Annotated in this window: 25 protein-coding genes and 1 tRNA gene; 14 read left to right on the top strand and 12 right to left on the bottom strand. The window is 67.8% G+C overall.

Translation table 11 applies throughout. From position 1 onward, the window contains the following. The first annotated feature begins 278 nt into the window (after positions 1–278). Positions 279–1019: a hypothetical protein gene (locus KOI35_RS41265; RefSeq protein ID WP_215795175.1), complete on the top strand. Its 741-nt coding sequence runs from the start codon at positions 279–281 to the stop codon at positions 1017–1019. A 4-nt stretch (positions 1020–1023) separates the two neighbouring features. Here KOI35_RS41265 and KOI35_RS41260 read toward each other — a convergent pair whose 3' ends face one another. The 4 genes from KOI35_RS41260 to KOI35_RS41245 are packed head-to-tail and all read right to left on the bottom strand — an operon-like array spanning position 1024 to position 4751. Next, entirely contained in the window at positions 1024–2682 is a 1659-nt protein-coding gene (locus tag KOI35_RS41260) for a glycoside hydrolase family 3 protein (RefSeq protein WP_215795174.1), read from the bottom strand. Continuing rightward, positions 2679–3233, bottom strand: coding sequence for a flavoprotein (locus KOI35_RS41255; RefSeq protein WP_215795173.1), 555 nt, complete (start codon positions 3231–3233; stop codon positions 2679–2681). The genes KOI35_RS41260 and KOI35_RS41255 overlap by 4 nt, the downstream gene beginning before the upstream one ends. Continuing rightward, a complete protein-coding gene (locus KOI35_RS41250; RefSeq protein ID WP_215795172.1) occupies positions 3226–3567 on the bottom strand; it encodes a hypothetical protein in 342 nt (113 codons plus the stop codon). Before KOI35_RS41250 ends, KOI35_RS41255 begins: the two co-directional genes overlap by 8 nt. Further along, on the bottom strand, positions 3564–4751 hold the full coding sequence (locus KOI35_RS41245) for an extracellular solute-binding protein (RefSeq protein ID WP_215795171.1): 1188 nt from the start codon (positions 4749–4751) through the stop codon (positions 3564–3566). Before KOI35_RS41245 ends, KOI35_RS41250 begins: the two co-directional genes overlap by 4 nt. A 144-nt stretch (positions 4752–4895) precedes the next feature. On the opposite strand from KOI35_RS41245, the gene KOI35_RS41240 reads away from it, so the two are divergent. The 7 genes from KOI35_RS41240 to KOI35_RS41210 all read left to right on the top strand — a co-directional run bounded on the left by KOI35_RS41240 (position 4896) and on the right by KOI35_RS41210 (position 10000). After that, a complete protein-coding gene (locus tag KOI35_RS41240; protein WP_215795170.1) occupies positions 4896–5435 on the top strand; it encodes a DoxX family protein in 540 nt (179 codons plus the stop codon). Between the two features lie 44 nt (positions 5436–5479). Then, positions 5480–6040, top strand: a complete 561-nt coding sequence (locus KOI35_RS41235; RefSeq protein ID WP_246614587.1) for a DinB family protein — start codon at positions 5480–5482, stop codon at positions 6038–6040. A gap of 361 nt (positions 6041–6401) precedes the next feature. Then, positions 6402–6809, top strand: a complete 408-nt coding sequence (locus KOI35_RS41230; protein ID WP_215795169.1) for a hypothetical protein — start codon at positions 6402–6404, stop codon at positions 6807–6809. A 33-nt stretch (positions 6810–6842) separates the two neighbouring features. Beyond that, complete coding sequence (locus KOI35_RS41225) at positions 6843–7178, top strand: hypothetical protein (protein WP_215795168.1); 336 nt, start codon at positions 6843–6845, stop codon at positions 7176–7178. A 3-nt stretch (positions 7179–7181) separates the two neighbouring features. Further along, the gene (locus tag KOI35_RS41220; RefSeq protein WP_246614586.1) at positions 7182–7979 is read left to right on the top strand and encodes a metallophosphoesterase family protein; all 798 of its coding nucleotides are present in this window, start codon (positions 7182–7184) and stop codon (positions 7977–7979) included. Between the two features lie 98 nt (positions 7980–8077). Beyond that, on the top strand, positions 8078–9034 hold the full coding sequence (locus KOI35_RS41215; protein WP_215795167.1) for an acyl-CoA desaturase: 957 nt from the start codon (positions 8078–8080) through the stop codon (positions 9032–9034). A 54-nt stretch (positions 9035–9088) separates the two neighbouring features. Continuing rightward, entirely contained in the window at positions 9089–10000 is a 912-nt protein-coding gene (locus KOI35_RS41210; protein WP_215795166.1) for a lysophospholipid acyltransferase family protein, read from the top strand. On the opposite strand, the gene KOI35_RS41205 is transcribed toward KOI35_RS41210, so the two are convergent. The 6 genes from KOI35_RS41205 to KOI35_RS41180 form a co-directional block, all read right to left on the bottom strand. Then, on the bottom strand, positions 9948–10679 hold the full coding sequence (locus KOI35_RS41205; protein WP_215795165.1) for a PHP domain-containing protein: 732 nt from the start codon (positions 10677–10679) through the stop codon (positions 9948–9950). The two genes, KOI35_RS41210 and KOI35_RS41205, sit on opposite strands and share 53 nt — an antisense overlap. Before the next feature lie 131 nt (positions 10680–10810). Further along, positions 10811–11065, bottom strand: coding sequence for a hypothetical protein (locus tag KOI35_RS41200; protein WP_215795164.1), 255 nt, complete (start codon positions 11063–11065; stop codon positions 10811–10813). Further along, positions 11062–11244, bottom strand: a complete 183-nt coding sequence (locus KOI35_RS41195; protein ID WP_215795163.1) for a hypothetical protein — start codon at positions 11242–11244, stop codon at positions 11062–11064. Before KOI35_RS41195 ends, KOI35_RS41200 begins: the two co-directional genes overlap by 4 nt. Positions 11245–11364: 120 nt before the next feature. Next, on the bottom strand, positions 11365–12300 hold the full coding sequence (locus tag KOI35_RS41190; protein WP_215795162.1) for an Acg family FMN-binding oxidoreductase: 936 nt from the start codon (positions 12298–12300) through the stop codon (positions 11365–11367). Positions 12301–12302: 2 nt separating this feature from the next. After that, positions 12303–13238 (bottom strand): Acg family FMN-binding oxidoreductase, encoded by a 936-nt coding sequence (locus KOI35_RS41185; protein ID WP_215795161.1) that lies wholly within the window; start codon positions 13236–13238, stop codon positions 12303–12305. A 53-nt stretch (positions 13239–13291) separates the two neighbouring features. After that, positions 13292–14932, bottom strand: coding sequence for a sensor histidine kinase (locus KOI35_RS41180; protein WP_246614629.1), 1641 nt, complete (start codon positions 14930–14932; stop codon positions 13292–13294). 81 nt (positions 14933–15013) lie between these two features. On the opposite strand from KOI35_RS41180, the gene KOI35_RS41175 reads away from it, so the two are divergent. The 3 genes from KOI35_RS41175 (at position 15014) to KOI35_RS41165 (ending at position 18155) form a co-directional block, all read left to right on the top strand. Beyond that, on the top strand, positions 15014–15649 hold the full coding sequence (locus KOI35_RS41175; protein ID WP_215795160.1) for a response regulator: 636 nt from the start codon (positions 15014–15016) through the stop codon (positions 15647–15649). A 449-nt stretch (positions 15650–16098) separates the two neighbouring features. Next, complete coding sequence (locus tag KOI35_RS41170) at positions 16099–17007, top strand: sugar phosphate isomerase/epimerase family protein (RefSeq protein WP_215795159.1); 909 nt, start codon at positions 16099–16101, stop codon at positions 17005–17007. A 143-nt stretch (positions 17008–17150) separates the two neighbouring features. Further along, a complete protein-coding gene (locus KOI35_RS41165) occupies positions 17151–18155 on the top strand; it encodes a sugar phosphate isomerase/epimerase family protein (RefSeq protein ID WP_215795158.1) in 1005 nt (334 codons plus the stop codon). A 59-nt stretch (positions 18156–18214) separates the two neighbouring features. On the opposite strand, the gene KOI35_RS41160 is transcribed toward KOI35_RS41165, so the two are convergent. Continuing rightward, positions 18215–18502, bottom strand: coding sequence for a hypothetical protein (locus KOI35_RS41160; RefSeq protein WP_215795157.1), 288 nt, complete (start codon positions 18500–18502; stop codon positions 18215–18217). Between the two features lie 188 nt (positions 18503–18690). Here KOI35_RS41160 and KOI35_RS41155 point away from each other — a divergent pair. Next, positions 18691–18763: transfer RNA gene (locus KOI35_RS41155), tRNA-Asn, on the top strand. A 507-nt stretch (positions 18764–19270) separates the two neighbouring features. Here KOI35_RS41155 and KOI35_RS41150 read toward each other — a convergent pair. Further along, entirely contained in the window at positions 19271–22615 is a 3345-nt protein-coding gene (locus KOI35_RS41150; RefSeq protein ID WP_215795156.1) for a hypothetical protein, read from the bottom strand. A 209-nt stretch (positions 22616–22824) separates the two neighbouring features. Here KOI35_RS41150 and KOI35_RS41145 point away from each other — a divergent pair, with 209 nt between their 5' ends. Both KOI35_RS41145 and KOI35_RS41140 read left to right on the top strand, forming a co-directional pair. Beyond that, positions 22825–24708 (top strand): AlbA family DNA-binding domain-containing protein, encoded by a 1884-nt coding sequence (locus KOI35_RS41145; RefSeq protein WP_215795155.1) that lies wholly within the window; start codon positions 22825–22827, stop codon positions 24706–24708. A gap of 235 nt (positions 24709–24943) precedes the next feature. After that, positions 24944–26140, top strand: a complete 1197-nt coding sequence (locus tag KOI35_RS41140) for a PIN domain-containing protein (RefSeq protein ID WP_215795154.1) — start codon at positions 24944–24946, stop codon at positions 26138–26140. Positions 26141–26194 lie beyond the last annotated feature (54 nt).

Raw genomic sequence — 26194 nt, 5'->3', positions numbered from 1 at the left:
TGAACTCCGGCGTGAACGCCCGACGCGGCCGAGGTCGCTTCTTTCCCATGCTCTCCATGATGCTGGACATCCTCCCGGAGCCCGAAGACTCCTGATCTCAGATGTCCGCCAAATCGGGGCAGGCCCAGGTCGACGCCAAAGGTGTGGATGAGGGTGGTCCGGAAAGGAACGTTCGCGGTCACGCAAGAACGCAGTCACACGGTCGCGCAGGAGCGCAGTCACGCGGTCGCGCAGTCGCGCAGTCGCGCAGTCGCGCAGTCGCGCAGTCGCGCGATCGTGTGGTCGCCCAGTCGCGGAGTGACGCGAAGCCGGTCGACGCCAAAGGTGTGGACGATGGCGGTCCGAAAGGAACATTCACGGTCACGCAAGAACGCAGTCACACGGTCGCGCAGTCGCGTGGTCGCGCGGTCCCGGTCGCGCAGACACGCGTGGTTATCCAGTCGCGGAGTCACGCGAAGCCGGTCGACGCCAAAGGTGTGGATGAAGCGGTCCGGAAAGAAACGTTCGCGGTCACGCAAGAACGCAGTCACACGGTCGAGCAGGAGCGCAGTCACGCGGTCGCGCAGTCACGCAGTCGCGCGGTCGTGTGCTTGCCCGGTCGCGGAGTCACGCGAAGGCGGTCGACGCTTGCGGTGTGGATGAAGGTGGTCCGGAAAGGAACGTTCGCGGTCGCCGTGGGTTGTCCGGGCACGCCGGTTGGCATGGCTGCGGCTTCGGTGGGCGCCGGACACCCGCTGGGCGACCACCCGCGCGTTGATTTCTGGTCGCTGCGACCGCGCGTCGGCGGCACCGGCCGGATCGAACGGAATGCCTTCAGCGCGTTGCACTTCGACGATCACGGCGAGCGCGTACCGCGTTGGGCCTCGACGTGTCCGGCCCGGCGGTCGCTGCGATCGCGCGTCAGCGGCACCGGCCGGATCGAGGTGGAATGGCCTCGGCACGTCGCGCGCCGTGATCGGCCACGGTCCGGCCCGGTGTCGCTGGGGCGGGCGTCCGACTCCGGTGCGAGGCAGCGGTAGGACGTCAGCGGCCGCGTGCACCGTACGGGTAGAGGCCCTCGATCGTCACCGGGAGGCGGCCGGTGGCTTGGGCCTTGCCCTGCAGGACTGCGGCCAGCGCGGCAACAGTGGGTGGCTGGTAGCCGTACGCGGCCACGAAGTTCTTTGCCGTGGGATAGGTTGCCAGGTCATACGGGGTGTTCACGGCTACCGGGATGATGGGTTTTCCGGTCGCCAGCAAGGCCTGGACCAGCTTGACCTGGGTCGGGTCGGCCCAGGCGTTCGAGGTCAGGACCACCGTCACGTCGTGTTGCTGGGCTGCGGCCACGGCCTGGGTGATCAGGTCGTCCGACGGTGAGCCGGTGTAGAAGCGGGTGGCGCCCAGGGCCGTCGCCAGGTTGGTGGTCGTGCTTGCGCCCCAACCGGTGACCAGGACCTTCTGGGTGGGGCGCAACGGCAGGTCAGCCCCGCGCAGCTTGGTGATCGAGCGGGCCGCGATCTCATTCATGGTGGCTACGGCGGCGGGGGTGCCGACCACGGGAGGCTCCGGCACGTACGGGGAAATGGTCTTCTTGGTCTTGAGGATGCGGCGGACGGACTGGTCGATGCGCGCCTCGCTGATCTCCCCTCGTTCCACCGCATCGAGCAGGATCTGGATCGCGCCGGGGACGCTTCGGGGCATCAGCAGTTGGTCGACGCCGGCCTTGACCGCGCCGAGGATCACCTGCTCGTCGGTGTAGTCCTCGAGTGCGGCGGCCTCCAGGGCGTCCGTCACCACGACGCCGTTGAAGTGCAGCTGGTCGCGCAGCAGGCCGGTGATGATCGGACGGGACAGGCTGGCCGGAACGCCGGTCGGGTCGAGGGACGGGGCGACGATGTGGGCCGCCATGATGCTGTCGGCGCCGGCCGCGATCACCGCGCGGAACGGCGGGACGTGGGTGCGCATGATCTGAGCGCGGGTCTCGTCGGTGACGGCCACCCCGTTGTCGGTGTTGACCGTGGTGTCGCCGAGGCCCGGGAAGTGCTTGGCCGTCGTGCCGATGCCGGCCGCGTGATAGCCGCGCTCGGCCGCCACGCCGAAGGTGGCGACGTGGGCCGTACGGTCGCTGAACGCCCGTACGCCGTCGGCCGCGTTGCGTGGGTTGGTGTTGACGTCGACCACCGGGGCGTGGGTGACGTTGATGCCGAGTGCGCGCAGTTCGGTGCCGCTGACCTTGGCCGCGTCGTACGCCGTACGGGGATCGAACGTCGCACCGATCGCCATGTTGCCGGGCGAGATCGCCAGCGGCGCCCCGATCCGGTTGACCGTGCCGCCCTCCTGGTCGGTGCTGATCTGCAGCGGGATCCCGGTGTCGGCGACGGCCGCCCGCTGCAGGCCGTTGGACAGGGCGGCGATCTGCGGCGGGTTCGTGAGGTTGCGGCTCCACGTGAAGTAGATGACGCCGCCCAGGTGGAACCTCGCGACGGCTTGGGCGGGCGTGGTCACCCCGGCACCGAACATGGCCTCGTTGGCGGTGGCGTCGGCGGCGGACACGGTGGTCGCGTCGGCGCCGTAGACGTACGAGACGACCATCTGTCCGACCTTCTCGGGCAGGGTCATCGCCGCGACCTGATCACGGGCGGCGGCCGTCGCGGGGATCGCGGCCATGGTCAGCACAAGTACCGGAAGCAGACGCCGATTCACGCACCCATGTGAGCGCTACTATCGATCCTTGTCAAACCGAAAATGTCTTCGACCAGGTCAAGCGCCTTGATCCAGGGGAACGGGTCGGTGCTGCCGGGGAGCCAGCCGTCGACCGGGCCCAACAGCACCCGGACGCCCTCGGCCCGCAGCTCGTCGAGCGAACGGCGGAACGGCCGGCGGGCGGCCAGGGGTTCGTTGACCGCGGGCACCACGACCGTCGGCACACCGCGGCCGATCACGTCGGCCATCGAGCTGAGCGCGTACGTGTCGGCGATACCGTTGGCCAGTTTGTTGATCGTGTTGAACGTCGCCGGGGCCACGATCATCGCGTCGGCCGGCGGGGAGATGCGGGTGCCGTCGGCCGCGAACTTGTAGGTGGTGCGGATCGGCCGGCCGCAGGCCCGGGTCACCTCGGCCGGATCGATGAAGTCCAGGGCGTTCCGGGTCGCGGTGACGTCGACCGTCCAGCCGCGCTCACAGGCGGCCGCGATCAGCTCGAGCACTCCCCCGGCGGGTCCGCCACCGCACACGACCACTCGTAAGTCACCCATGTTCACGATTCTCCTGATCTTCCGGCTCGTCCGCTGGTTTACCGGGCTTCTTGACGGTCGTGTTGTAGGAGCGGTAGGTGAGCCACAACGCGACGACGGCGGCCACCGCGGCGGCCACACTGGACAGCTGGTCGGCCCGGGTCGGGCCCAGCGCGGCCACGAAGACCACGACGGTGAGCACCACCAGAATCCCGAAGCCGACCGTCCGTACGCGCGGGGACGGCGGACGCGCACCCCGGAACCGCAGGATCAGGTTGAAGCCGGCCTCGACGAGGACGATCACGGCGGTGACCAGGATCGGGATCTGCCACGCGTCGAGCGCCCCGGCGTTCACGCGAGCTCCTTCTGCATGTCTTCGATGAAGCGCTGGGTGAGCTGCTCACCGTCGTAGAGGTATCGGTGGGTGTGCTCGGCGAAGACCCGGGCGAACTCGGCGTAGTTGCGGTGCATCGGCCGCGGGCGGGACGACTCCACCGCGTACCGGATGTATTTGAGGTGCGGCAGCGACTCGGCCAGCCGCTGGTCGATGTAGGCGTCGAGCCCGGTGGGCGCGAAGCCGTACTTGGCCAGCAGCAGCTGGGCCGACCGGTTGGTGAGGAAATGGATGGCCTGCTCGGCGACGTCGCGGTGCTTGCTCTCGGCCGAGACGGCCAGGCTCTGGCCGCCGATGATGCCGGTCGGCAGCCGCCCGATCCGGATCTCGGCGGTGGTGACCTTGGTGCGCTCGGCCCGGTCGATCGCCGGGTAGGAGACCGGCCAGTTGCGCATGTAGCGGAGCTGCGAGCGCTGGAACGTGCGGGTGGTGTCGGCTTCGCCCGCTTCCGTACGGACGCGACGCCCCTTGATCGCCGCCGCCAGCGGTCCGAGCGCCTCCTGCCACTGGCCGAGACTGAACGAGAGCACCCCGTCGGTGGTGAGGATCGCGTCGTCCTGGGCCAGGGCCTGCTCGAGGACGTTGACCACGAACGCCTCGTCGGTCTGCGGGCTGACCGTCTCGAGCTGCCCGACGAACTGGCCCGGATTCGCGGCCAGCACGCCCTTGAGGCTGGGCTCGGGGTCGGCCACCGCCTTGTCGGTGACCCGCCGGTAGAGCATGCCGACGTCGGTGTTGAACGGGACGGCCCAGAATTCGCCGGTGCCGGCCCGCTCGGACAGCCGGCGCACCTCGTCGAGCAGCGAGATGTCGAGGTTCGGGGTGATCGGGACGATCAGGCCCTCGTCGGCGAACCGGCGGATGTGGATGACGTCGAGGTTGAAGATGTCGGCGTCGGTGCTGAGGAACTTCTCGTACTGGTCGCCGGTCGAACTGGGGACCGTCTCGGTGCGGATCAGCGCGTCCGGGTTCAACTGGTTCCACATCGTCACCAGCAGGTTGCGGGCGCCGGTCGGGTCGGCCCCGGTGGCCAGGGTGAGGGTCACCGGCTCACGGCGGGTCAGAACGTAGCCCGCACCCGCCGAGAGCGTCCCTGCGGTGAGCACACCGGCGAGGAACGACCGTCGTGAGTAGAGCTCTGCCATCCCTCCGTACGGTACCCGTTTGATCGCCCCAGCGTGACCCCTGTCACAGGACTTTGGTCCCACCGGGTCGGGATCGACGGCCCGGGTGTCACCACCCGCATCGGAGGAGTCTCAGAGACGAGAGAAACGATGAAGGAGGCAACGATGACCACCATCCCCCGCAACGACGTGGCCCCTCTGACGACGATCGAAGCGCCCGGCGCGAAAGCCCTGGCCGTAGCCCGGGTCTCGCTCGGGTTCGTCTTCCTGTGGGCCTTCCTCGACAAGACTTTCGGGCTGGGCTACTCGACCCCGTGGGAGCGGGCCTGGATCAACGGCGGGTCGCCGACCAAGGGCTTCCTGTCCAGCCTCGAGGTCGGGCCGCTGCAGGGCTTCTTCCACTCGATCGCCGGCGCCGGATGGGCCAACTGGAGCTTCATGCTCGGCATGCTCGCGATCGGTGTCGCCCTCATCACCGGCGTCGGCATGCGTCTGGCCGCTGTGGGCGCCACCGCGATGATGGCCTTCATGTGGCTGGCCGAGTGGCCCCTCGCGAGCGGTTCCAGCAACCCGATCGTCGACTACCACTTCTTCTACGCGGTGGCGGCGATCGCCCTCGCCCTGACCTACGCGGGGCACACGTGGGGTCTGGGCCGGTGGTGGGCCAAGCTCCCGCTGGTCCAGAAGAACCGCTGGCTCATCTGAAACGGGATAGCGCGCGGGTGGCGGATTCGGCCAAGGTGGGGGCCATGACGGATCAACATGTGGTCGGCTTCGACGGGATGTGGATGCCCGAGGCGGACGACCCCCGCAAGACCAACACTCCGGTCGACGAGCTCGAGGTGATCCGGGAGTACCTCACCAACTACCGGACCACCTTGGGCCTGAAGTGCGACGACCTCACGCCCGAGCAGCTCGCCCGCCGCTCGGTGCCGCCGTCCACGATGAGCCTGCTCGGCCTGGTCCGCCACATGGCCCGGGTCGAGCACAACTGGTTCTACCGCTGCCTTCAGGAGCATTTCGACGTGCCGCGGATCTTCTGGTCTCCCGAGGACAACGACCTCGACTTCAACGAGGCCGTCGCCGACACGGCGGCGGTCGAGGACGCTTTCACCCAGTGGCGGGCGCAGATCGCCGCCGCCGACGCGTGGCTCGACGCCGGGCCCGACCTGAGCGCCCGGATCCACACGCCGTGGGACGACGACATCGCCGTCCGCGACATCCTGATCCACATGATCGAGGAGTACGCCCGGCACTGCGGCCACGCCGACCTGCTGCGCGAGTGCATCGACGGCCGCACGGGCCAGTAATGGACTGCTGCACCCCCGACGCCGGCATGAGCCGCTTGCTGCTGGCCTTACTCGGGTCCTCCGCAGCTGCGTTCGTCGACAGCCCTTCAGCCGTACGGGAAATGATTCTCTAGACATCGATCGATACGGTGGTCGGCGGCAGGCTTCCTCGACGCAGCGAGCGGAGGCGCTGAATGGACGTCTATCGCACCTGTTTCCTCAGGTGGCCGGCGTGACCGGGCGACGCAGACGGCGAGGTGGCGGCGGCAGGCCACCGAGAAGCATCGCCGAGGCGCAAGGGGACGCCGCAGACAAGGCGGAACTCGGGCGCGGATCCGGTTCTAAGGGTGGCAGTCAGCCACGGCAACCCGACCGTCGCACCGTGCCGCACGGATTCGACGACTTCGACTCGTTCAAGGACTTCGCCGGCAGAGTGCGCGATCGTATGCGTGAGCGCTATCCGGATCTGCAGATGGGCTTCCAGGGAAGTGCCGTCACGAATCGAAGTGCCGACGACGGGACACCGTTCGACCGGCCGGGACGCCAGAGCGACTTCGACATCGCGATCGCCGGTGACGATGTTTACACCGCCGCACGTAACCTCGGGGTGCCGTTCCGAGGAGACGGGGTCACCACAGGACCGCTCATGGCCGAAGACTTGCGAGTGCTTGGGTTGGACGGTGTGGTGCGGGACGCGTCGACTGAGGCATCCCGGAGAATCAACCTCATGATCTACCGTTCGATGACCGATGCCGTCGAACGGAAACCGACGATCCGGGTATGGTTCTGACCGCCTGGACGGCAATGCGAGATGGGACTTGGCGTGTCAGTCGTCTACGACGTCTACGGTCTGGCCGAGGCGATTCTCGGCGATGAGCCGGGTCGGCTCGCCGACGTCCTGGGCATCACGTGGGAGGAACACGACAGCGACTACCGCGGTCGATATTTTCACGCGTCCGGGCCACCAGCCGTAGGCGGCGAACTGATTCTGCAGTCCAATGACCTCCGCGATGAAACCGGAGACTATTTTCAGCTCCCCGGATTCCCCGACTATCGGCATCTGCTTCTGGTCAACGAATCCGCGCACCCCGACGAGGTGCGGGAACGGCTCAGCGCTCTGCCGCAATGGCGTTTTCTGCGACGGCGTGAGCTGGACTGAGCGATGATGCGTCTGCTCAGTGGGCGGGCTGAGCGGTGGACCTCGGTTCCGTTTCTGAGCGCTGCGCGGGGTGGCGGCACCGAGGCCGTTCGGCTCGACGTCGAACTACTGCGGGTGGATTCGCTGCCGGCCGGCTGTTCGGCAGTTCTCGTGGCCGGTGATCTGCAGGGAATCGCGCCCTCCCCGGTCAGCGGGCAAGCCGGGCTGCTCGGGGTGGCACTCGCCGACTATCTGCACGTGTGGGCCGACGAAGGGTTGCTGCCACCGCCGACGGAGTTGGGTGTTCTGCTCACCGGCGACCTCTACTCGGCTCCGGACGCTGACGTGCGGGGAGCGTCCGGTGACGTGTTCGATGTGTGGCTCGCCTTTGCCGCCGCGGGTTGTCCGATGGTGTTCGGGGTGGCCGGCAACCACGACGAGGTGGACGCTTCGCGGGTGGCCGGGCTCGGGGCGGACATCGCGCTGCTCGACGGGGAACGACGGAAGTTCGGGGGCCTCACGGTTGCGGGCGTGGGGGGTGTCATCGGTGATCCGGGGCGCGCTATGAGGCGTACGGGAAAGGAATTTCTGGCCGCCGTCGAAAGGGCGACCAATCCGGCGCCGGACGTTCTGCTGCTGCACGAAGGGCCCACCGGCAACGCTGCCGACCAGCGGGGAAACCCGGCCATCCGGGCCTTGCTCGAGCGTCGGCCGCCCGGGCTCACACTGTGCGGACATGTCCACTGGGAGCGGGCCACGGCGTCGCTCGGGACGGGGGCTCTCGTCAATACGGACGCGCGGGCCGTGATCCTCGTCGCCTGACCTCGGCGGTTCATGTGCGGGTGGGCCGGGGTTCGTCCGGTGGCCGCCGCGGGCGCCTACTTTGACGCGCATCGAGTCCGGACGCTGGAGTGATCCTGATGAGCGAGTCCGCCGAAATTCTGTCCCCGGCCCGCCGCGGACCCAAGAGTCTGTTCAGTGGGCGACGGCCGCTGCCCGCCCACATCACCGTCTACCTGTTCGTCATCGTGCCGTTCCTGGCGCTCGTCGCCGCCGTGCCGGTGGCCTGGGGCTGGGGTCTGACCTGGCTGGACGTGGCGCTGGCGGTCGGCTGGTACGTCGTCACGTGCCTGGGTGCGACCGTCGGTTATCACCGGTACTTCACGCACGGCTCGTTCAAGGCGCACCGGCCGCTGCGGCTCGGGCTCGCGGTGGCCGGCAGCCTGGCCGTGCAGGGACCGATCCTGCACTGGGTGGCCGACCACCGGCGGCACCACGCGTTCGCCGACAAGGAGGGCGATCCGCACTCGCCGTGGCTGTTCGGGACGTCGCCGGCCGCGCTGGTCCGCGGGTTCTGGCACGCCCACCTCGGCTGGATCCTCGACCGCAACCTGACCAACCAGGAACGGTTCGCGCCCGACCTGCTGGCCGACCGGGACATGCGGGTGATGCACAAGCTGTTCGGGCCGCTGACCATCGTCACGCTGATCGCCCCGGCGGTCATGGGCGGGCTGATCAGCTGGTCGTGGCTGGGTGCGCTGACCGCGTTCTTCTGGGCCGGGCTGGTGCGGGTCACCCTGCTGCACCACGTCACCTGGTCGGTCAACTCGGTCTGCCACATGATCGGCGAGCGGCCGTTCGCCACCCGCGACAAGGCCACCAACTTCTGGCCACTGGCCGTGTTGAGCATGGGCGAGGCCTGGCACAACCTGCACCACGCCGACCCCACACAAGCCCGTCATGGCGTACGGCGGGGTGAGGTCGACATCTCGGCCCGGGTGATCTGGCTGTTCGAGAAGTTCGGGTGGGCGTACGACGCCAAGTGGCCGGACCCGGAGCGGCTCGGCCGGATCGCCCGCTTCACGACAGTGCCATAAAGAGTTCAATCAGTGGCGGAAAGCCGTTTGCTGCACCTCGTTTACGGTCCACACGTGTCGTCGGTCTATTGGCTAGCGCATTCGGGAATCGCCGTCGCCGGGCGGACGCCAACGCGCGTCCGGCACGCGGTGGCATCGACGGTCACCTCGGCCAGTTATCTGGGGTGGCGTTCCAAGCGGCTCATCACCCAGGAGAACATGGCCACCGTTCTCGGCGTGCCGTTCGGTCACCCACTCGCCCGGCGGACGGCTCTGAGTTCGTGGAGCAACTACGGGCGTACGGCGGCGTCTCTGGTCTGTCTGCCCTATGTCGATATCACCGACGTGAATGCGCGGACGACGGATCTGACGGTCGGTGCGGCGTGGCACGAACACCTGCGTGACGCCATGGCGCCCGGTCAGGGAACGGTCATCACGACCGGCCATTTCGGCAGCTGGGATCTGGCCGGGGCGGTGGCCGCGCGACACGTGCCGGTCTCGGCGGTCGTCGACACCTTCAACGACGAACGGCTCAACCAACTCCTGCAGGGGCACCGGCGGGACAAGAACGTCGAGATCATCCCGGTCGCGGGCGCGCCCCGGCGGGTGCTGCGCGACCTGCGGGACAGCCGGGCGGTGGCGATCGTCGTCGACCGGCCGGTCGGCCCGGAACACGGCGTGCCGGTGACCTTCTTCGGCCGCCGCGCCTATATGCCGGCCGGGGCGGGGGCACTCGCGGTGAAGTCGGGCGCGGCAATTCTCCCCGGCTATTTCTGGTACGCACCGAAGTCCGGCTTCTACATCCGCACGTTCCCGCCGATGTTTCCCCGGCCGGTGAACACGAAAGCGGAACGGACCGAGGAGATCCGGCGCCTCACCCAGTACATGTTCGACTGCCAGGAAGAAGTGGTCCGCCATTCCCCCGCGCAGTGGTTCATGTTCCGGCGTTTCTGGCCCGCTCCGTTGTCGGTGGCCCTAGCCGCCTGATCAGGCGCCGGGGTGGGTCGACGAACCAGCTCCACGCGCACTGGGCGACATAGGAGGCGGGATTGAGCCGTACGGGCGGCTTCTCCTGACCTCCGGCCTGGGTTTCCCGCGCGGTGATGGCCGTTCTGAGGTCGCCCTCGAACAGCGTGTAGCCCGCGCCGATATGCTGCCAGAAATGGGCGTCGCTCGACCCGATCTCGGCCAGCCCCCAGTCCCGGTTGGCCGCCGCCACCTCGGCCCGCCGGGACGCGTTGGCCGGGCTCGGGTTGTAGATCTCGAGGCCATCGATCTGATAGCCGCCGCCGAGCAGTTCGTCGATTTTCCGCCGGCTCAGACTGGGCACGAGCCGTCCCATCGGATGAGCCACGACGACGAGGCCGCCCTGCTCCTTGATGGCGTCGATGCTTTCCTGCACAGGGCGCATGGGTTTGGGAGCGCGGTTCACGAAGAGCCCGATCAGGTGCCCGTTCCGGGTCGACACTTCAACACCTTTGATCAGCCGTACGGGGCTCTGCCGCGCGACGATCTGCTCTTCCACCCGTTTGGCGCCTTCGAGGTGGTCGTGGTCGGTGACCGCGATGACCGAGAGGCCGGCCCGTTCCGCTTCCCGGACGACCCGCGCGGGACTGATCCAGCCGTCACCCAGATTGGTGTGCATGTGCAGGTCGGCGCGATTCACGCCGCCACCATATTCACGCCGGGCGAATGGCCGGTGACGATCAGGCGTCACACAACTGCACCTGGTCCGGCTCCAACGGAACCTGAGCTACCGACCACCATCATGCCCACGGTCCATCTCCGTGGCATGGCTTATCCACGGACGCCGGCTCCGGTCAGCACAACGCCCTGCGCGATCGAGGTGGCGCCAGGGCCGTCGACGGCGATCGTCGTTTTCGTGGGAGCGCCGTGAAACTCGATCGCGCGCACAACCACGACCGCCGGGTCATCTTCGGAGAAAGTCAACTCGTCGCCGACCTGCAGCGGGTCGCCCTCCAACTCGCCCGTGACGAAGAGCCACGGGCGACTCGACAGGCGATGAACGTTTTCGACGGTGAGCCGGGTCATGCGCGGTTTCTCCTCCAGGTCTCGTAGAAGCTGTCCTCGGCGGCGTAGGCCACGCCCTGAAAGTCCAGGCACGCGATGTCGTCGGCGTTGTGAACGATCTCGACCGGTGTCCCGCGGAAGTCGACGCCGGCCAGTTCGGCGTAGCGGCTCACGGTTTCATCGGTGCGGGGCAGCCCCACGTTCTGATCGACAACCTCGCGGTTCGGGTGCCGGCTGACGGCCCGAACGGGCGCGGCGGGAATCCCGGCCGCTGTGGGCTCTGCGCCGACCGGTCACGAAATCGAAGCTAACAAGCAGCCTCAACTCACCAGGACGTCGATGAGTGGGCGGCGTGGGGCCGCCGGGCCGGGATGGCCGTAGCCGATTCTGAGAGCCATCTGCGGGTGACCGCTGCGGCCCAGCGCCCGCCTCAACTGGTCGCGGGCGGCCGGCACCTCGATCGGCTGGGAGATCAGCGACGCCGCCAGGCCCGCGTCGGTGATGGTCAGCAGCACCCGTTGCAGCGCCTGCCCGGCCCGCAACTGGTCGGTGGGACGGTCGCCGGCCGTGCCCAGCACGGCGACCAGAGGCTCCGGCTCGTAGTCGCGGCCCGGCGCGCGGCGGCGGTCGGCGAAAGCGCGCTGTGGCAACAGGTCCTGCGGCTCGGGCGCGGGACCGCCGACCGACACCGGTACGCCGTCGGGGGCGTTGTCGGCGTGGGTCCAGCCGGCCATTTCGGACTGGTAGCGGGTGTCCCGGCGCAGGACACGGTCGGCGCTTCGGGCTATCTCGGCGAAGCCGGCCAGCGGGACCATGCCGACCAACAGGTCGAGCCAGGCGTTCTCGGCCCTCGCGGCCTCGATGATGCGGCGGCGTGACAACGGTGACACGGGATCGGGCCAGAACGGGGCCCGGTGGCTGTGCCGGCGCGGGATCGCCTCAAAGAGGGCCTGCTCGCCATAGCTTCGCGGTCGCGCCGGGCCGGGTGTCAGGCGGGCCATCAGGTCGGGGTCGGCGCGGTCGGGGCGCAGCGTCACCACCGCCGACGGCAGAGCGAGGCGGGCGTTGAAGGTGGCGGCACCGATGGCGATCCGCGTCGCCCAGCCTGTCCGGTCGGCCACGGCCAGGCGGCGCGACGGGTCGGCCAGGATCTCGATGGCGCCGTCGCGTTCGCGGAACAGCCACGGCTGCGTGTTGTGCAGGGACGGCGCGCGGATGCCCGCGGTGGCCGCGCGGAGCAGGTCGTCGCCGGGCATGGCTAGCGGGCGGCGATGGCGTCGGTGCGGCGCGGGCGGGGCGGCAGTGGCGTGGTGGCGTCGGCATAGCCCAGGCGCACCACCACGAACGGCTCGCCCAGGCCGGCGATCAACCCGCGGACGAGCACGCGCGGCCACTCGACCTCGACGGCGTCGCTGAGCGGGGCGGTGGCCAGGCCGTCGGCGGTGGCGGCGAGCAGCAGGGCCGAGAGCGCCTCGCCGCCGCGCAGCAGGTCGAGTTCCGAGTCGCCCCGGCCGAACAGGATCACGTACGCCGCACCCTGGTCGTGGGCGGTGCCGATGGCGAGCCCGGGGGTGTCGTCGGGCGCGAAATCGCGTACGGGAACACGCCGCAGTCCGGGCTCCACCGCGGTGTCCACCGGTACGCCGTCCCCGGAACCTTCCGGTCGGTGCGTCCACTCACGCAGCTCGGCGCGGTAGTCGCGATCGTCGGAAAGAGCGGCGCCGGCCAGCTCGGCCGAGATGGCCAGCGCGGGAATCTTGTCGGCCGGCACGACGTGCAGATACGCACCGTTCTGCTCGACCAGGCGACGCAGCTTCGTGAGCTCGGCGTCGGTCACCGCACGGGTTCCGAAGGCTCGCCGGTCGGTACGCCGCACCGGGATCGCGGCGGCAAGATCGAGCGCGGCCGGCGACGTGGGGGCGCCGAGCTCGATGCGGGCCACCACACCGGGCGACGGCAGCCGTGTCACGGAGTAGGACCAGCCGGCCGCGGCCAGTGCGGTGAGTGCATGGTGCAGAGCGGCACCGAGACTCAGGGTGAGCAACCGGCCGTCACGGTCGGTGGCCTCGAGCCGGCGGGACTCGTCGGCTTGGAGCTCCATCGTGTCGCCGTCGATCAGCCAGCGCCACGGCTGCGTGTTGAAGACGGACGGGGCGTGCAACGCGGCCTGTGCGGCCTGCTCGAGCGGTGTCATGAGACCAGCGTGCGTCCGGCGGCCGCGGTCCGTTCAGGGCCGAAAGTCCCGTCTCACGAGGAGATCGGCACCCGCCAGATCAGCGTCGTGCCGCCGTCCGGACCGGGCCCGGCCTCGAACGATCCGCCCAGGTCGTGGGCCCGCTCGGCCATGTTCACCAGTCCCCCGCGCGCCGCCGACGGGGGAAAACCGACCCCGTCGTCCGAGACCTGCAGACTGACCTCACCCTCGGCGGCCCGCACGGTTACCCGTACGCCCGAAGCCCGCGCATGCCGCGACACGTTGGACAGCGCCTCGCGCAGTACGGCCAGCAGCTCGGGCACGATGTCGTCCGGGATCGCGCTGTCCACCGGCCCGATCGTGTCGAGCGTGGGCCGGAAGCCGAGGGCCGCCGCCTCGACGGTCTCGCGCAGCGCGGCCCGCAGCGACGGCCCGACCGGGGCGCGCAGTTCGAAGATCGACCGGCGGATGTCGCGGATCGTCTCGTCCAGATCGTCGACGGTGGCGTTGATCCGCTTGGTCGTCTCGGCCCGGGAGGACTGGAGCGCCGCGCCTTGCAGCTGCATGCCGGTCGCGAACAGCCGCTGGATCACGACGTCGTGCAGGTCGCGGGCGATGCGTTCGCGGTCGGCGAGCACGGCCAGCAGTTCCCGTTCCTCCTGGGCGCGGGCGCGTTCCAGGGCCAGCGCGGCCTGCCCGGCGAAGGTCGACAGCAGCACCGCGTCGTCGTCGGCGACCGGTTGTCCGGGTGCCTGGGTGACGATCAGTAGACCGTACGGGGTGTCGGCGCCGGTCAGCGGGGCGACCACGGCCGGCCCGGCGGGCACCGGGGCGGGCCAGTCGGCGGCGGCGCGCAGGTCGTCGACCACCCGGAAGTCGCTCGGGTCGAAGTCGACGGCCTGTCCGGCCAGGCCGTCGGCGCCGTCGGCCACCTCGACGCGATAGCCGGAGTCGCCGGCCAACAGCACCAGCACCAGTTCGGCGCCGGACACCTCGCGGGCCCGTCGGGCGATCAACTGCAATGCTTCCGTACGGCGTACGGTCCCCAGAAGCACGCCGGTGATCTCGGCCGTCGCCGCCAGCCAGCGTTCGCGCCGCTGGGCCAGCGTGAACAGCCGGGCGTTGTCGATGGCCACGCCCGCCGCGGCGGCCAGCGCGACCACGATCTCCTCGTCGTCGTCGCTGAACTCGGGGGCGCCCTGCTTCTCGGCCAGATAGAGGTTGCCGAAGACGTGATCGCGGATGCGCACCGGCACGCCCAGGAAGCTGTGCATCGGCGGGTGGTGCGGCGGGAAGCCGTACGAGTGCGGGTGTCGCGTGATGTCGGGCAGCCGGACCGGCTGCGGGTCGGTGATCAGCAGCCCGAGCACCCCGCGGCCGTGCGGCAGGTCGCCGATCTCGGCGTGGCCGGCCGGGTCGATACCGTGGGTGATGAAGTCGGACAACTGCGTGCGATCGGCCCCGATCACGCCCAACGCTCCGTAGCGGGCACCGGCCAGCGCGCAGGCCGCCTCGACGATCCGCTGGAGGGTGCTGCGCAGGTCGAGGTCGGTGCCGATGCCGACCACCGCGTCGAGCAGGGCCCGCAGGCGCTCGCGGCTGGTCACGACCTCACCGACCCGGTCGAGCATCTCCTGCAGGAGCTCGTCGAGGCGTACACGGGAGAGGGGACCCAGACCCAGCTCGGGCTTCATCGGCTCGGCCACGCCCCAAGATTACGGTGACAGGACCAAAGACCCTGGGGCCAGGCCTTCCGTACGCGATAAGAAGGTCCAATGATCCGAGTCTTCCTCCTCGACGACCACGAAGTCGTGCGCCGCGGCCTGATCGACCTGCTCCAGTCCGGCGGTGACATCGAGGTCGTAGGCGAGTCGGGCTCCGCGCCGGAAGCGGCCCGGCGCATCCCGGCCCTGCGACCCGACGTGGCGATCCTCGACGCGCGTCTGCCCGACGGCAACGGCATCGACGTGTGCCGGGACGTACGGGCCGTCGACTCGTCGATCCGGGGGCTGATCCTGACCTCGTACGAGGACGACGAGGCGCTGTTCGCCGCGATCATGGCCGGCGCCTCCGGCTACGTGCTCAAGCAGATCCGTGGGACCGACCTGGTCGACGCGGTGCGGCGGGTCGCCCAGGGGCAGTCTCTGCTCGACCCGGCGGTCACCCAGCGGGTGCTCGAGCGCATCCGCAACGGGGTCGAGCAGCCGCGCGAACTGGCCGCGCTGACCGATCAGGAGCGCCGGATCCTCGAGTTCGTGGCCGAGGGGCTGACCAACCGCGAGATCGCCGGCCGGATGTTCCTGGCCGAGAAGACGGTCAAGAACTACGTCTCGAGCATGCTGGCGAAGCTCGGCCTGGAGCGGCGTACCCAGGCGGCCGTGCTCGCCACCCGGCTGCTGGGCGACCACTGACAGTTGCTCGCCGACCGCGGGCGTCTGCCTTGCGGGCGTCTGCGCGGCGCAAGATCCAGTGCGGGCGCACGCGAGATCGTTTCGTGCATGCCCGAGTTTTCACATGGTGCACATAGATGGGGCCCGGTGGAACCGATTAAGCACCGGCCCGGAGGCCCCTACTGGCTGGTCACCGTGCCCGCATCGATTGATGGAGGCCGATAGAATCGGGCCGCGTCGATCATGTTCGCGCCGGTCATCGCGTCGCACGTCGCGTACGCCGCTGATCCTGAGGACGCATGACTCTCGTATCCGAGGGCAGGTGATTCCACGGATGGAGGCGACATGGCAACGCGCAAGCCCGCCACGCGCGCGTCGAGCACAGGCCGCCACATGGTCCATACTGGACCAGTAAGCACGTGCCGATGCACGTGCAGATGCGCCGGTGCTCACGTCCGGGGAGGACTTCGATGCGGCTGAGACATCCCTCCGGCCGGGTCGTGCACCTTTCCTGCGAGATCAGTGCCGCGACAGCGGGCAATCTACCGTCTGTCGTCAGTCAGCTCGACACCTACGGCGCGGTCCGCGCCCGGCTCGGTGCCGACGCGTTCGGCGTCAGCCTCTGGCTTCCCCCCACGCTCGCCGCCGCCCTCGCCGTCGAGAGCCGCGCCCGCACCCGGCTTCGTGCCGAGCTCGACGCCCGCAGGCTCGAGGTCGTCACGTTGAGCGGCGCGCCCTTCGACGAGGGCGGCGGCGAGACCCCCCGCTGGGACCAACCGACCCGCCGCGAATACACCCTCGACCTGGCCCGCATCCTGCTCGACCTGCTCGACGAGGACGCCGTCCGCGGCACGGTCAGCACCATCGGCCTCGGCCCGCGCGAAGGCTGGGCCGAGGCCGAGGAAAAGGCCGCCCTGGGCATCCTGCGCCGACTCTCGCACGGGCTGGCCGACCTGGCCTGGCAGAACGGCCGGGCCGTACGCGTCGGCTTCATCCCCGCCCCCGGCCTGGTGCTCGACAGTCCCGAGCAGACAGTGGCCGGGCTCAGCCGCATCGACCGCGACCGCCTCGGCGTGTGCCTCGACCTGGGCCACGCCGCCCGCAACTGGCCCGACCCGGCCGCGGGCATCGAGACCATCACCGACGCCGGCCTGTCGATCGTCGAGGTACGCCTCAACGCCGTCGCCGGGTCGACCACCGAGTCGTGGCGCGAAGGGCTGCGGCAGCTGTTCGGGCGACAGGGGCCGCTCACCGAGAACCTGACGCTGGTGAGCCGGGCCTCCGCGGTGGAACAGATCGCCGGCGACGTGACCTACCTGCTGGCCGAGCTGGCCGCCCTGGGCCTGGCCCCGGAGAACGAGCCCTGCCCGGCGCGCTGAAATTCCTCTAGAGTCGGTGCTGGCATCGACGGATCGGACCGGGTCGTGGGAGGCGCAACCCCCAACCGGTCTTCCCCGGCGGTGCTATGGGCGGCCCTTCCCTCGCCGCCCGCCCAGTGCTGTTCAGTTCCGAGGGAGAAATCATGGCGCGACCCATCACGCTCTTCACCGGCCAGTGGGCCGACCTACCCTTCGACGAGGTCTGCCGGCTCGTCTCCGAGTGGGGCTACGACGGGCTCGAGATCGCCTGCTGGGGTGACCACTTCGAGGTCGACCGGGCACTCGCCGAACCCGACTACATCGACCGCAAGCGCGAGCAGCTGGCCAAGTACAACCTCAAGGTCTACGCGATCAGCAACCACCTCGTCGGCCAGGCCGTCTGCGACCTCATCGACGAGCGGCACAAAGACATCCTGCCCGCCGACATCTGGGGCGACGGCGACCCCGAGGGCGTACGGCAGCGGGCCGCCGAACGCATGAAGGACACCGCCCGGGCCGCCGCCAAGCTGGGCGTCAAGACGGTTGTCGGCTTCACCGGATCGTCGATCTGGCACACCGTCGCGATGTTCCCGCCCACCCCCGAGTCGATGATCGAACGCGGCTACCAGGACTTCGCCGACCGCTGGAACCCCATCCTCGACGTGTTCGACGAGGTCGGCGTGCGGTTCGCCCACGAGGTGCACCCCAGCGAGATCGCGTACGACTACTGGACCACCCGCCGCACCCTCGAAGCCATCGGCGACCGGCCCGCGTTCGGGCTCAACTGGGACCCGTCACACTTCGTCTGGCAGGACCTCGACCCGGTCAACTTCATCCTCGAGTTCAAAGACCGGATCTACCACGTCGACTGCAAGGACGCGAAAGTCCGGACGGGCGACGGCCGCCGCGGCCGGCTCAGCTCCCACCTGCCGTGGGCCGACCTGCGGCGCGGCTGGGACTTCGTCTCCACCGGCCACGGCGACGTGCCCTGGGAAGACTGCTTCCGGGCGCTCAACGCGATCGGCTACGACGGACCGCTCTCGATCGAATGGGAAGACGCGGGCATGGACCGCCTGGTCGGCGCCCCCGAAGCCCTGCAGTTCGTCCGCCGGTTGGCGTTCGACGCCCCCACCGCGGCGTTCGACGCGGCCTTCTCCACCAAGTCCTAGAGACAGGCTGGGGCCGCCCTCACCATTGAGGGCGGCCCCAGAGCCTGCGGTGGTTCCGATCAGTACGTGGTGCCCGTCTTGTTCGTCGAAGCCAGCGTCTCCGTCGTGGAGTCGTCCGACGTGACGTGCAGCTTCTCGCCGAGCTTGGACGACTGAAGCTTGTCCTTGCTCTCGCTGTACAGCTTGTTGGCCTGCGCCTGGGCGACACCGGCGGCCTCCTGGACCGACGGGTGCTCCCAGACCTTCTTCGCGTTGGCCCGGATCTCCTCGTACTTCTCCCGGCCGGCCCGGCTGCCCAGGACGAAGCCCGCCGCGAGACCAGTGATGAACATCAGCTTTCCGCGCATGATGGCGGCTCCTTCCGTTCGGTGACGCGCGTGCGTCGATGATCCGTGCATACCCATGCTGCCGCTTTCGTACTCCTGCGTTCCCCGTTTCCACCCCGCGGCGGCGTGCCGGGGAACCCCTTCGCGCAGGGCGGTACCGGTCATGTACTCTGTTCTCCGGCACCAGGCAACACCGGCGCCAGCAGCAATCCCCTGTAGCTCAATTGGCAGAGCAGCCGGCTGTTAACCGGCAGGTTATTGGTTCGAGTCCAATCGGGGGAGCGTTTAAGCAGGTCAGGGGCCACTTCGGTGGCCCCTTTCTTATACCAACCCTCGTTTTGCCCGATAACTGTTCCTGCCAGGCACAAGGGACGTTTCTTCCCTGCTTAGCAGCCGCGAAGCGCAGTTCACTCGAGAGCGGGACGGCGGATGATGTCGTCGGGCTGTCGATGGCGCCGATCGGCTGGCTTGATGGCGAGGTCCCGATGCTGCACTCGGCCGGGCCTGGCGAACTGCGGTGGAGAATCACAACCGCGGAGTAGTAACGAGCGGTGTTCAACCTGGGTAAGCAACTGTTGATCAAGCCGCTGTTCGAATCGCCTGGCCGCAGCTAAAGAAGACGAGCTGTTTGCTGGTGCGCCCAGGGCGGAACGGTTCGGTAGCTCTCCGAGGACGCGGCTCAGGTGCCCGTGCTTCTCCGCAGGCTTCACGAGCTCCTCCGGACCAAGGTCTCAAGCAGCCGATAGCTTGGCGCCGGCAAACGTCGCCGCTCACATAGATCAATTCGGGTTACAGCGCCGACCGTAGCTGGATGGTGCCTCGGGCCGCGAACCGGCTGACGATGTGCTCCACACGGACGCGCTCCGGCTGGCCGACACCGGCGGCGGTCCGAATGATAGCCGTCATGTCGTCGAGGCTTCTGGCGTAGTCCCAGTAATGCGGGGCATTGTCGAGCCACTGCTCGAAGATGTCGAGGCATGCTGCGGCGTGCTGCTCGGCGTTGTCGACCATCTTGCGTAACACGCGGCTGCTCGGATAGACATTCTTGTTCTTGGACATTAGGGCGCGCAGTTGGGCGAGGGCCCACGCTTGGTCGAACGCGTCGCTGAGGTACCAGGCGTTGAAGCTTTCCAGCTCGTCGAGAGTTGCGGTCGGGTCATCACCGGAGAGCCGGTACTCCCATAGTTTCATCAGGCGGTCGCGGCGATCGGGCTCCACGGGTGCAGCCGCGGCAAGCGTCCTCCCGATGCTTTCGACGATGACCGTTGCCGCGCGCGTGGGTGCCTGCCTGTAAAAGCGGCGCAGGAGCTGGTCGGCATCGTCCAGGTCGATGTGCCCGAACCAATACCTGTGCCCGAGATGGATGGCGAGCTGGCTGGCCCGGAAGATCGCCCACTCATCTTCGAGTGAGGAAAGCTCAGCAACAGCTCGGTCGTAATGGGGCAGCAGCGTGTCCCACAGGTCGCGATGCGGTGGCTGGTTGGCAATGTAGCCGCGCCACGCCGCCGTCCACGCCTTCTCTCGCCCGGCCTCGATGGGCAGGATGTCCGCCAAGTGCTCCCGTGTCCAGCCGGCGGCGAGGTAATGCACCGTCGGCAACGCCCGGCCCAGGGTTTCCTGAATGACACTGGAGTCGTCGGTGGCGCCGCAGTGCTGCTCGACGAGGCTCAGGACGTCGTCTACGTTTGCATTCGAGTCGGTTCGGCGCTTCCATACGCCGACACGAAGGGCAGTGTGCAGGGCCGTCGAGCGGACGGCGTCCAGTGCGGCCGACGAGTCTTCCCCTTCGGTCTGAGGATCGGGGTCGGCGGTGGCGGAGCGGACGATCGCCATAACCGCGGACTCACATTCGGTAGGGATGCCCCCATCGTCGTCTCTCAGCCCAAGCGACAGCAGATGCAGGACGTTGTAGCGCGCTGACCGCCACTGCCGGTCGGCGCGGCCGAGACGGCCTGCGGAGAGCTCTGCGACAGCCTGGGCGTCGACCCAGGCGACAAGGTCGATCAGTGCGGGCCAATTAAGTTTTCGACGATCTTTAGCCGCTACGACGAAGCCTTCGAGGATCGCGGCGGTGTTGGCTGGCTCGATGCCGATGAACACGGTGGCGTCCTGCGAGCGCTGCTCGGCGGACGCGGCGATGGATGCGCTCAGGGCCGGTTTGATTGATGTTCGGTCGAGTTCTCGCCAGTCCTGCGGCGGTTGCCAGCTTGCGAGGAAGCTGACAAGGTCCGTCGACGACAACGACTCCAGCTCGGCCGCATCGACCGGAGAATCCCCGCTGCTCCACCCGAAGGTGATCCGCAGCGGCGCGACCGCTAGGTCGAGCGCTTGGCCGTGCTCGGCAATCAAGCGCTCGTATCGGGTGCGGACGGCGGCATCGAGGACGGGTTCAAGGGGTGCCAGTCGATCACGGATCCACAGGTCGGCTTGTTCGCGGACTCGGACCTCGACGTCCGGAGTTTCACCCGCTTGGGTGTAACGGGACCGCCACTTTTCGAGGTCCGGGCCGGCGAGGATGTCGGCGGCGAGCTGCTGCACCTCGTGCGCCTCGAACCAGCCGTGAGCATTGGCGAGCAGCAGCTGAAACTCGTAGGCGGCGCCGTCGTCCGCGAGCAGACCCCGCCCGAAGACGTACCGGTGGACGGCCTCCCGCTCGCCGTGGCCATGTTCACGCACCAGGTGCAGCGCCATGCGGCGGAAGATCAGAGCCCGGGGCTGCTCCAGCAGGCCGAGAACTTGTTCGAGGGTCGCGGTGCCTGCGGCCAGCAGCGCGTCGGCTGTTGAGAGAATGGTGTCAATGAGGGCATCGCGGGCAGAGGGTCCGTACGGCCCGTTCTCGCCGGTCAGCAGCGATGGCCGCCAGATTTGCGAGTGGTCCTCCCCATCACCGTCGTAGGTAGTGACCGTGATATCGAGCAATCCGACTGCGAACTCCAACGCGGGCAGCCCGACCAGGGTCGCGACCTCGGGCAGCACCCCGCGGACCACGCTGACATAGTCGTAGGCGCGGACAGGTTCCTGCCCATCTCCGGGTACGTCCTTGAGGATGCTGCGAATCAGCTGGTCGGCGGCATCGGCGTAGCCGTCGCGGGCTAGGTGCAGGGCGAGTTCACCGATCTGGTCGGCTGCGATCACACCGTATGGGCCGGGCACTGAAGTGATGATCGTCGGCACGAGTTGCATGGCGGATGCGGAAGGTAGGGCCAGCCCGATGTTGACCAAATCCCAAATCACATAGCTGTTGTCCGTCGGCGGGACGTCAAGCGCTGCCTCGGTCGTCGCGGCCGGATCGATGGCGGCCATCCGAATCAGGTATTCCGATTCGGGCCATCGCTTCAAGGCCAGAACCTGGCCGTCCGGATCGGTGATCGGCTGTGGCGGGTTGCGGAAGAAGTCCTTCGTACGCAGGACGCTGAGCCACGCGACTGAGGCCCGGGTGAAGAAGTACCGCCGTGCCGTCTCGTTGGCGGGAAAGTTCTGCGCGAGACGCTCTGCATGTCCCTCGGCCGGGTGTTGCTCGGCCAAGAGCATGTCGAGGTCATCGAAGACCGCACGATAGCGCCGCTCGAAGCGCTCGAGGATCAGGTCGAACAACGCCTCCATCTGAAGAAAGAATGCCTGGAAGTCGGTATCAACGGGGCGGGGGTAGTCAAGGCCGTTGCGGTGAGCGCGCCGATGCAGACCGATCGGCACGTCCGGGTTCTGGCCGAGCCAGAACGCCCTTAGCGGGTGCGTCGTTGGAATCTGCAGGTCGTCGCAGATCGCCGAGATCTTGAGGTTTCCGCTGTTCCTGTTCTTGTTGGCCTTGTTGATCTCGTCCTGGTCGACCTGCGTCATGGCGTGTTCCTCAAGGACGGCCCGGATCGCGCTGTCGACTTCCCGCAGGGCGTGACCAACCATGTGACTCGTGGTGGGGCGTGCCGGCTCGGCCATCCGGTCGCAAGCTTCCCGCCAAAACTCTGCCGCTCCAGCGCTGACCAGACGCGCCAAACGCCGGTAGATGTCGGCCTGCTGTGCCGTCAACGCCTGCCGCATCGCCTCGTCGCCCTGAACCATGACCCCCTCCATCGCCCTTGCCGCGCCCGCCGATCGTAGAAGGGCGATCACCGACTTTGCGCTCGATTTCCAGGTCATCTGCTGAGGATCCAAGGTACGGCGGACCTGGCGGTCCCATGCATGAGGCAGGCTCACACATTCGGTCCTCGTACCGTCGCCAGGGCAAATACCTGTCCAGGCGACGCAACGTCTGTAGGCCGATCTCATACGCTGCACTTGGGCCAGGCCCCGCGCTCTCGCATTGACCCCGAACGTCGAAGGTTTTGCGGTGCGATCAAACTGTTCATATGGACAGCAGCCCAGCGGCGATCGCGCGAGAATGGGTCTCGGCCCGCAGCTGGGACCGGTTCGTCGGGACCCCGGAGTCCGCGGTCCTCGACGTTAAGTCCGGTGTGTACCCGCTCGACGATACTGCTGGTGCCGGTGAGCTGATCAAGGATGTGGCTGCGTTCGCGAACAGCCGGGGCGGTCTGCTCCTTGTCGGATTTGGCACGCGGGTCGACAACGGTCGCGAGATCATCGACAAGGTAAAGCCTGTCCCGGCCCGCCTGGTCGACGTCGATCGGTACCGCAAACTCGTCCGCGACCGCGTCCGACCACTCATCCGTGATCTCACCGTCGACTTCTATCCCGTCGATGATGAGCGAGGTGTGCTGGTAATCGACATTCCGGTGCAACCCGAAACGGCCAAGCCGTTCGTCGTCCCAGGGCCCGACGGCAGGAAGATGCCCATGGCAGCCGGTGTCCCGATTCGGGATGGCGATACGACTCATTGGCTTACTCACGACGACCTTCAGCGACTGCTCTCGACCGGCTGGAACGCTGAAGGCGGCCCACGAGCGAATATCATCGAGGCCTTGAACAGGGCCGTTGCCGCCGCGGTTCCCTCGCCCCCGCCGCTGAATCATCCCGAAGTGGGTGAAGGCGCGGGGCGGCAGCGCCAGCATTTCACTAACGCGTACGCCGCCGGAGGCGGACAGACCAAGCTCGGGCATCCGACGCAGCCGGTCACCGCGGTCGGACCCGGCCTGATCCAACCACTTGCCGGCCGCAACGGCGCGCCCGGCCCGGTTCTGACTGTAATGCCGAGCCGGAGCGGCGCCGTTGTTCCGGGCGACATCTGGGAAGACCTGTGCGAGGCGGGCAACACCGCCGACGCGGGGACGAGCATCAGCAACGTCGGCCTGCCCGCAGCCCCGGCCACCTCTCCGCTGTTGATTCGCGCCGACGCGAAGACCGTCGAGCTGAAGGGTGGCCGATGGGGACCAGGCCGATTGGCCCAGGTGACGGCGGGCGGGCCGTTGTTGTGGCGGCCGCACACTAGCCGCGACTTCGAGACCCACCACAACAACTTCGCCACCGGCGAACCCGCCGAGTTGCACTTGCGCGCCGTCCTCGACGTCTCCTGGCAAAACTGGAAGTACGGCCCGCAATCACTCCCGCTGGCGGTTAGGCACAGGCACCGCGGGCTGCTCACGGAGTCCGGCCTCGCCGCGCACATGTCCAGGTTCGCGCACCGCCACACTGCGGAAGTCGTTGCGCCGGCGTGGAACCTCGCCAGCGGCTCGAACAGCAATCACTCGGCCATCAGCTCCCACGTCCGCGCACAGATCACTGCGCCCGACGGCCCGCCGGTGGTGACCGCGAATTCGGTACTGCAAACCGGGAACTGGCGTTCCCCGTCGTCGGTCCTAGCCACCGTTGACCTTGGCCTCGACCTTCGACTGCTCACTGGGACGCACGACCAGTTGAAACCGGAGCCTACGCATGCGAAGCGTTCTCGCCTGCCGATCGTCAACCTCGTCGACGCTCTGGTCGCGATGTGGGAGGTCCTAGTCTCGCTGCCCGAGGCGCTGGAGCCCGACCTCACGAGACTGCCATACGCGGCGCCCCCATTCGTCGTCTTCCACATCCACGCCGGACCGGACGCGCGCGATGCCGGGGAAGACGACGGCGTCGCCCGCCAGCTGAACCTCGCGGACGTCCTCGATCTCGCTGCACTCGGCGATGGCCCGCACGATGTCTCCCGGACGCAGACGGGACTGCGCATCGTCGGTCCGTTCGAGCCGGACCACGTAGCCCGTCGTCGCCTAGTGGCCGACAGCCTCAGTGATCTGGCCCTCAGCTTGGGGTTCCTCACCGCTGATGTAAACGGCTTGCTGTCCGACTGACGAGTGCCCGCCCGGACCAGACCGCTCCGTCGGCCCGCAACCTCGGACGACATCGGACACGGAGTAGGAAATAGCCATACACCACCGCGCGTCACCGGTGACGATGGACGCCAGTACGCTCGGAGCGGCAGATCCGTGCGTTGACCTACGCTCACTCCCAAAGTCGCCACAGCTCCCTGTGCATCGGGCGGCGAGACACCGGCGAACCAAATGAATCCGTAGCTGGGAGATGGAAATGATTACGGTCATCGTCGACACTACCTCGACGTTCGACGATGTCATGTTGAAATCGACTGCCTGGATGCAAATACTTACCCTATGTCATATGTCTAGGATCGAGGTGGTGTTGCCCGACGTGGTCCTTCGCGAGACGGCCCGGCACTGGGAAGCCGGAGCCCTAGAGGCTATCCAGATCGCGAATGGGAAGATCGCCGGCCTTAAAAAGTCTCGCGAAAGGCTTGTCGAGATGGGCATCGACACCAAAGGCCTGGTCGACAGCGAGACAGTAAACGCCAAGGCCGACAAGTCGGGGTTCGAGGAAGCGACGCGCGAGAAGCTGTTGTCGCTGGGGGTCCGAGTTGAACCGATTCCTGAGCATGTCGACGTTGAGACTATTCTTCAGCGCGACCTCGCGCGTAAGAAGCCTTTTAGCCCCAGCGGAAAGGGCTTTCGCGACGCTCTCGTCTGGGAGACCGTCAAGGCGGTCGTGTTAACGTCAGCGGCGAACGCCAAGAATTTTTTCGTCACTAACAACACGGGCGACTATTGCCAGGCTGGCGGTCTCGCGCCCGAACTGGAAGCCGAGGTTAAGAACGCTGCCGGAAAGCTGCTCTGGGTAGCGAATCTTGAAGAACTCTTGAAACATGGCGCCCTAGCGCCGATGGTGGCTGGGCTCGCCAAGACTTCCGACGAGCTAGCTAAATTTCTTGCGTTCGCTACGACCACCCGCGACGAGGGTGCTGAGCCGCTGCCAGTCGAGCAGGTTGTCAAGGAAGCCGTCATCAGCGCGCTGGAAAATCTCAACGGCGAGGACGTCAAGACCGACAACGCGGCAACAACCGGCCTCAACTTTTCGGGCCTCGGCATCCCCTCTGAGCTTGAAGGGCTATCGATCGACGCAGTGGACGCCGATGCGTCATCCCTGACTTGGCAGACCTACGAGACTTATGACGACACCACGCTTCTCATCCAGGCCGAAATTGAAGCCGAGATCACGCTCGATGGGTTCGCATACAAGAGTGACGTCGGATACCTCGTGGATGATGATGGAAATATCCGCATGCTTGAGTGGGATTGGAACGACCATATGGCTCACGTCGGCACTACCGTGATGGCGCGGCTGAGCTTCCAGATTAGGTTGGAGCAAGGGGCCGACTTCGTAGAGGAGTGCGAGTTTGAAGGAGCGCAACCCACTTGGCCGGCAAGTAGTTGACGAAGGCTTCGCCTGTAAGACGGATCAGAGTGATTCGGAATTCGGGTATTAGCT

It is taken from the genome of Paractinoplanes bogorensis, assembly GCF_018829635.1.
Lineage (GTDB): Bacteria > Actinomycetota > Actinomycetes > Mycobacteriales > Micromonosporaceae > Actinoplanes > Actinoplanes bogorensis.
This window is presented reverse-complemented; position numbering and strand designations above follow the sequence as displayed.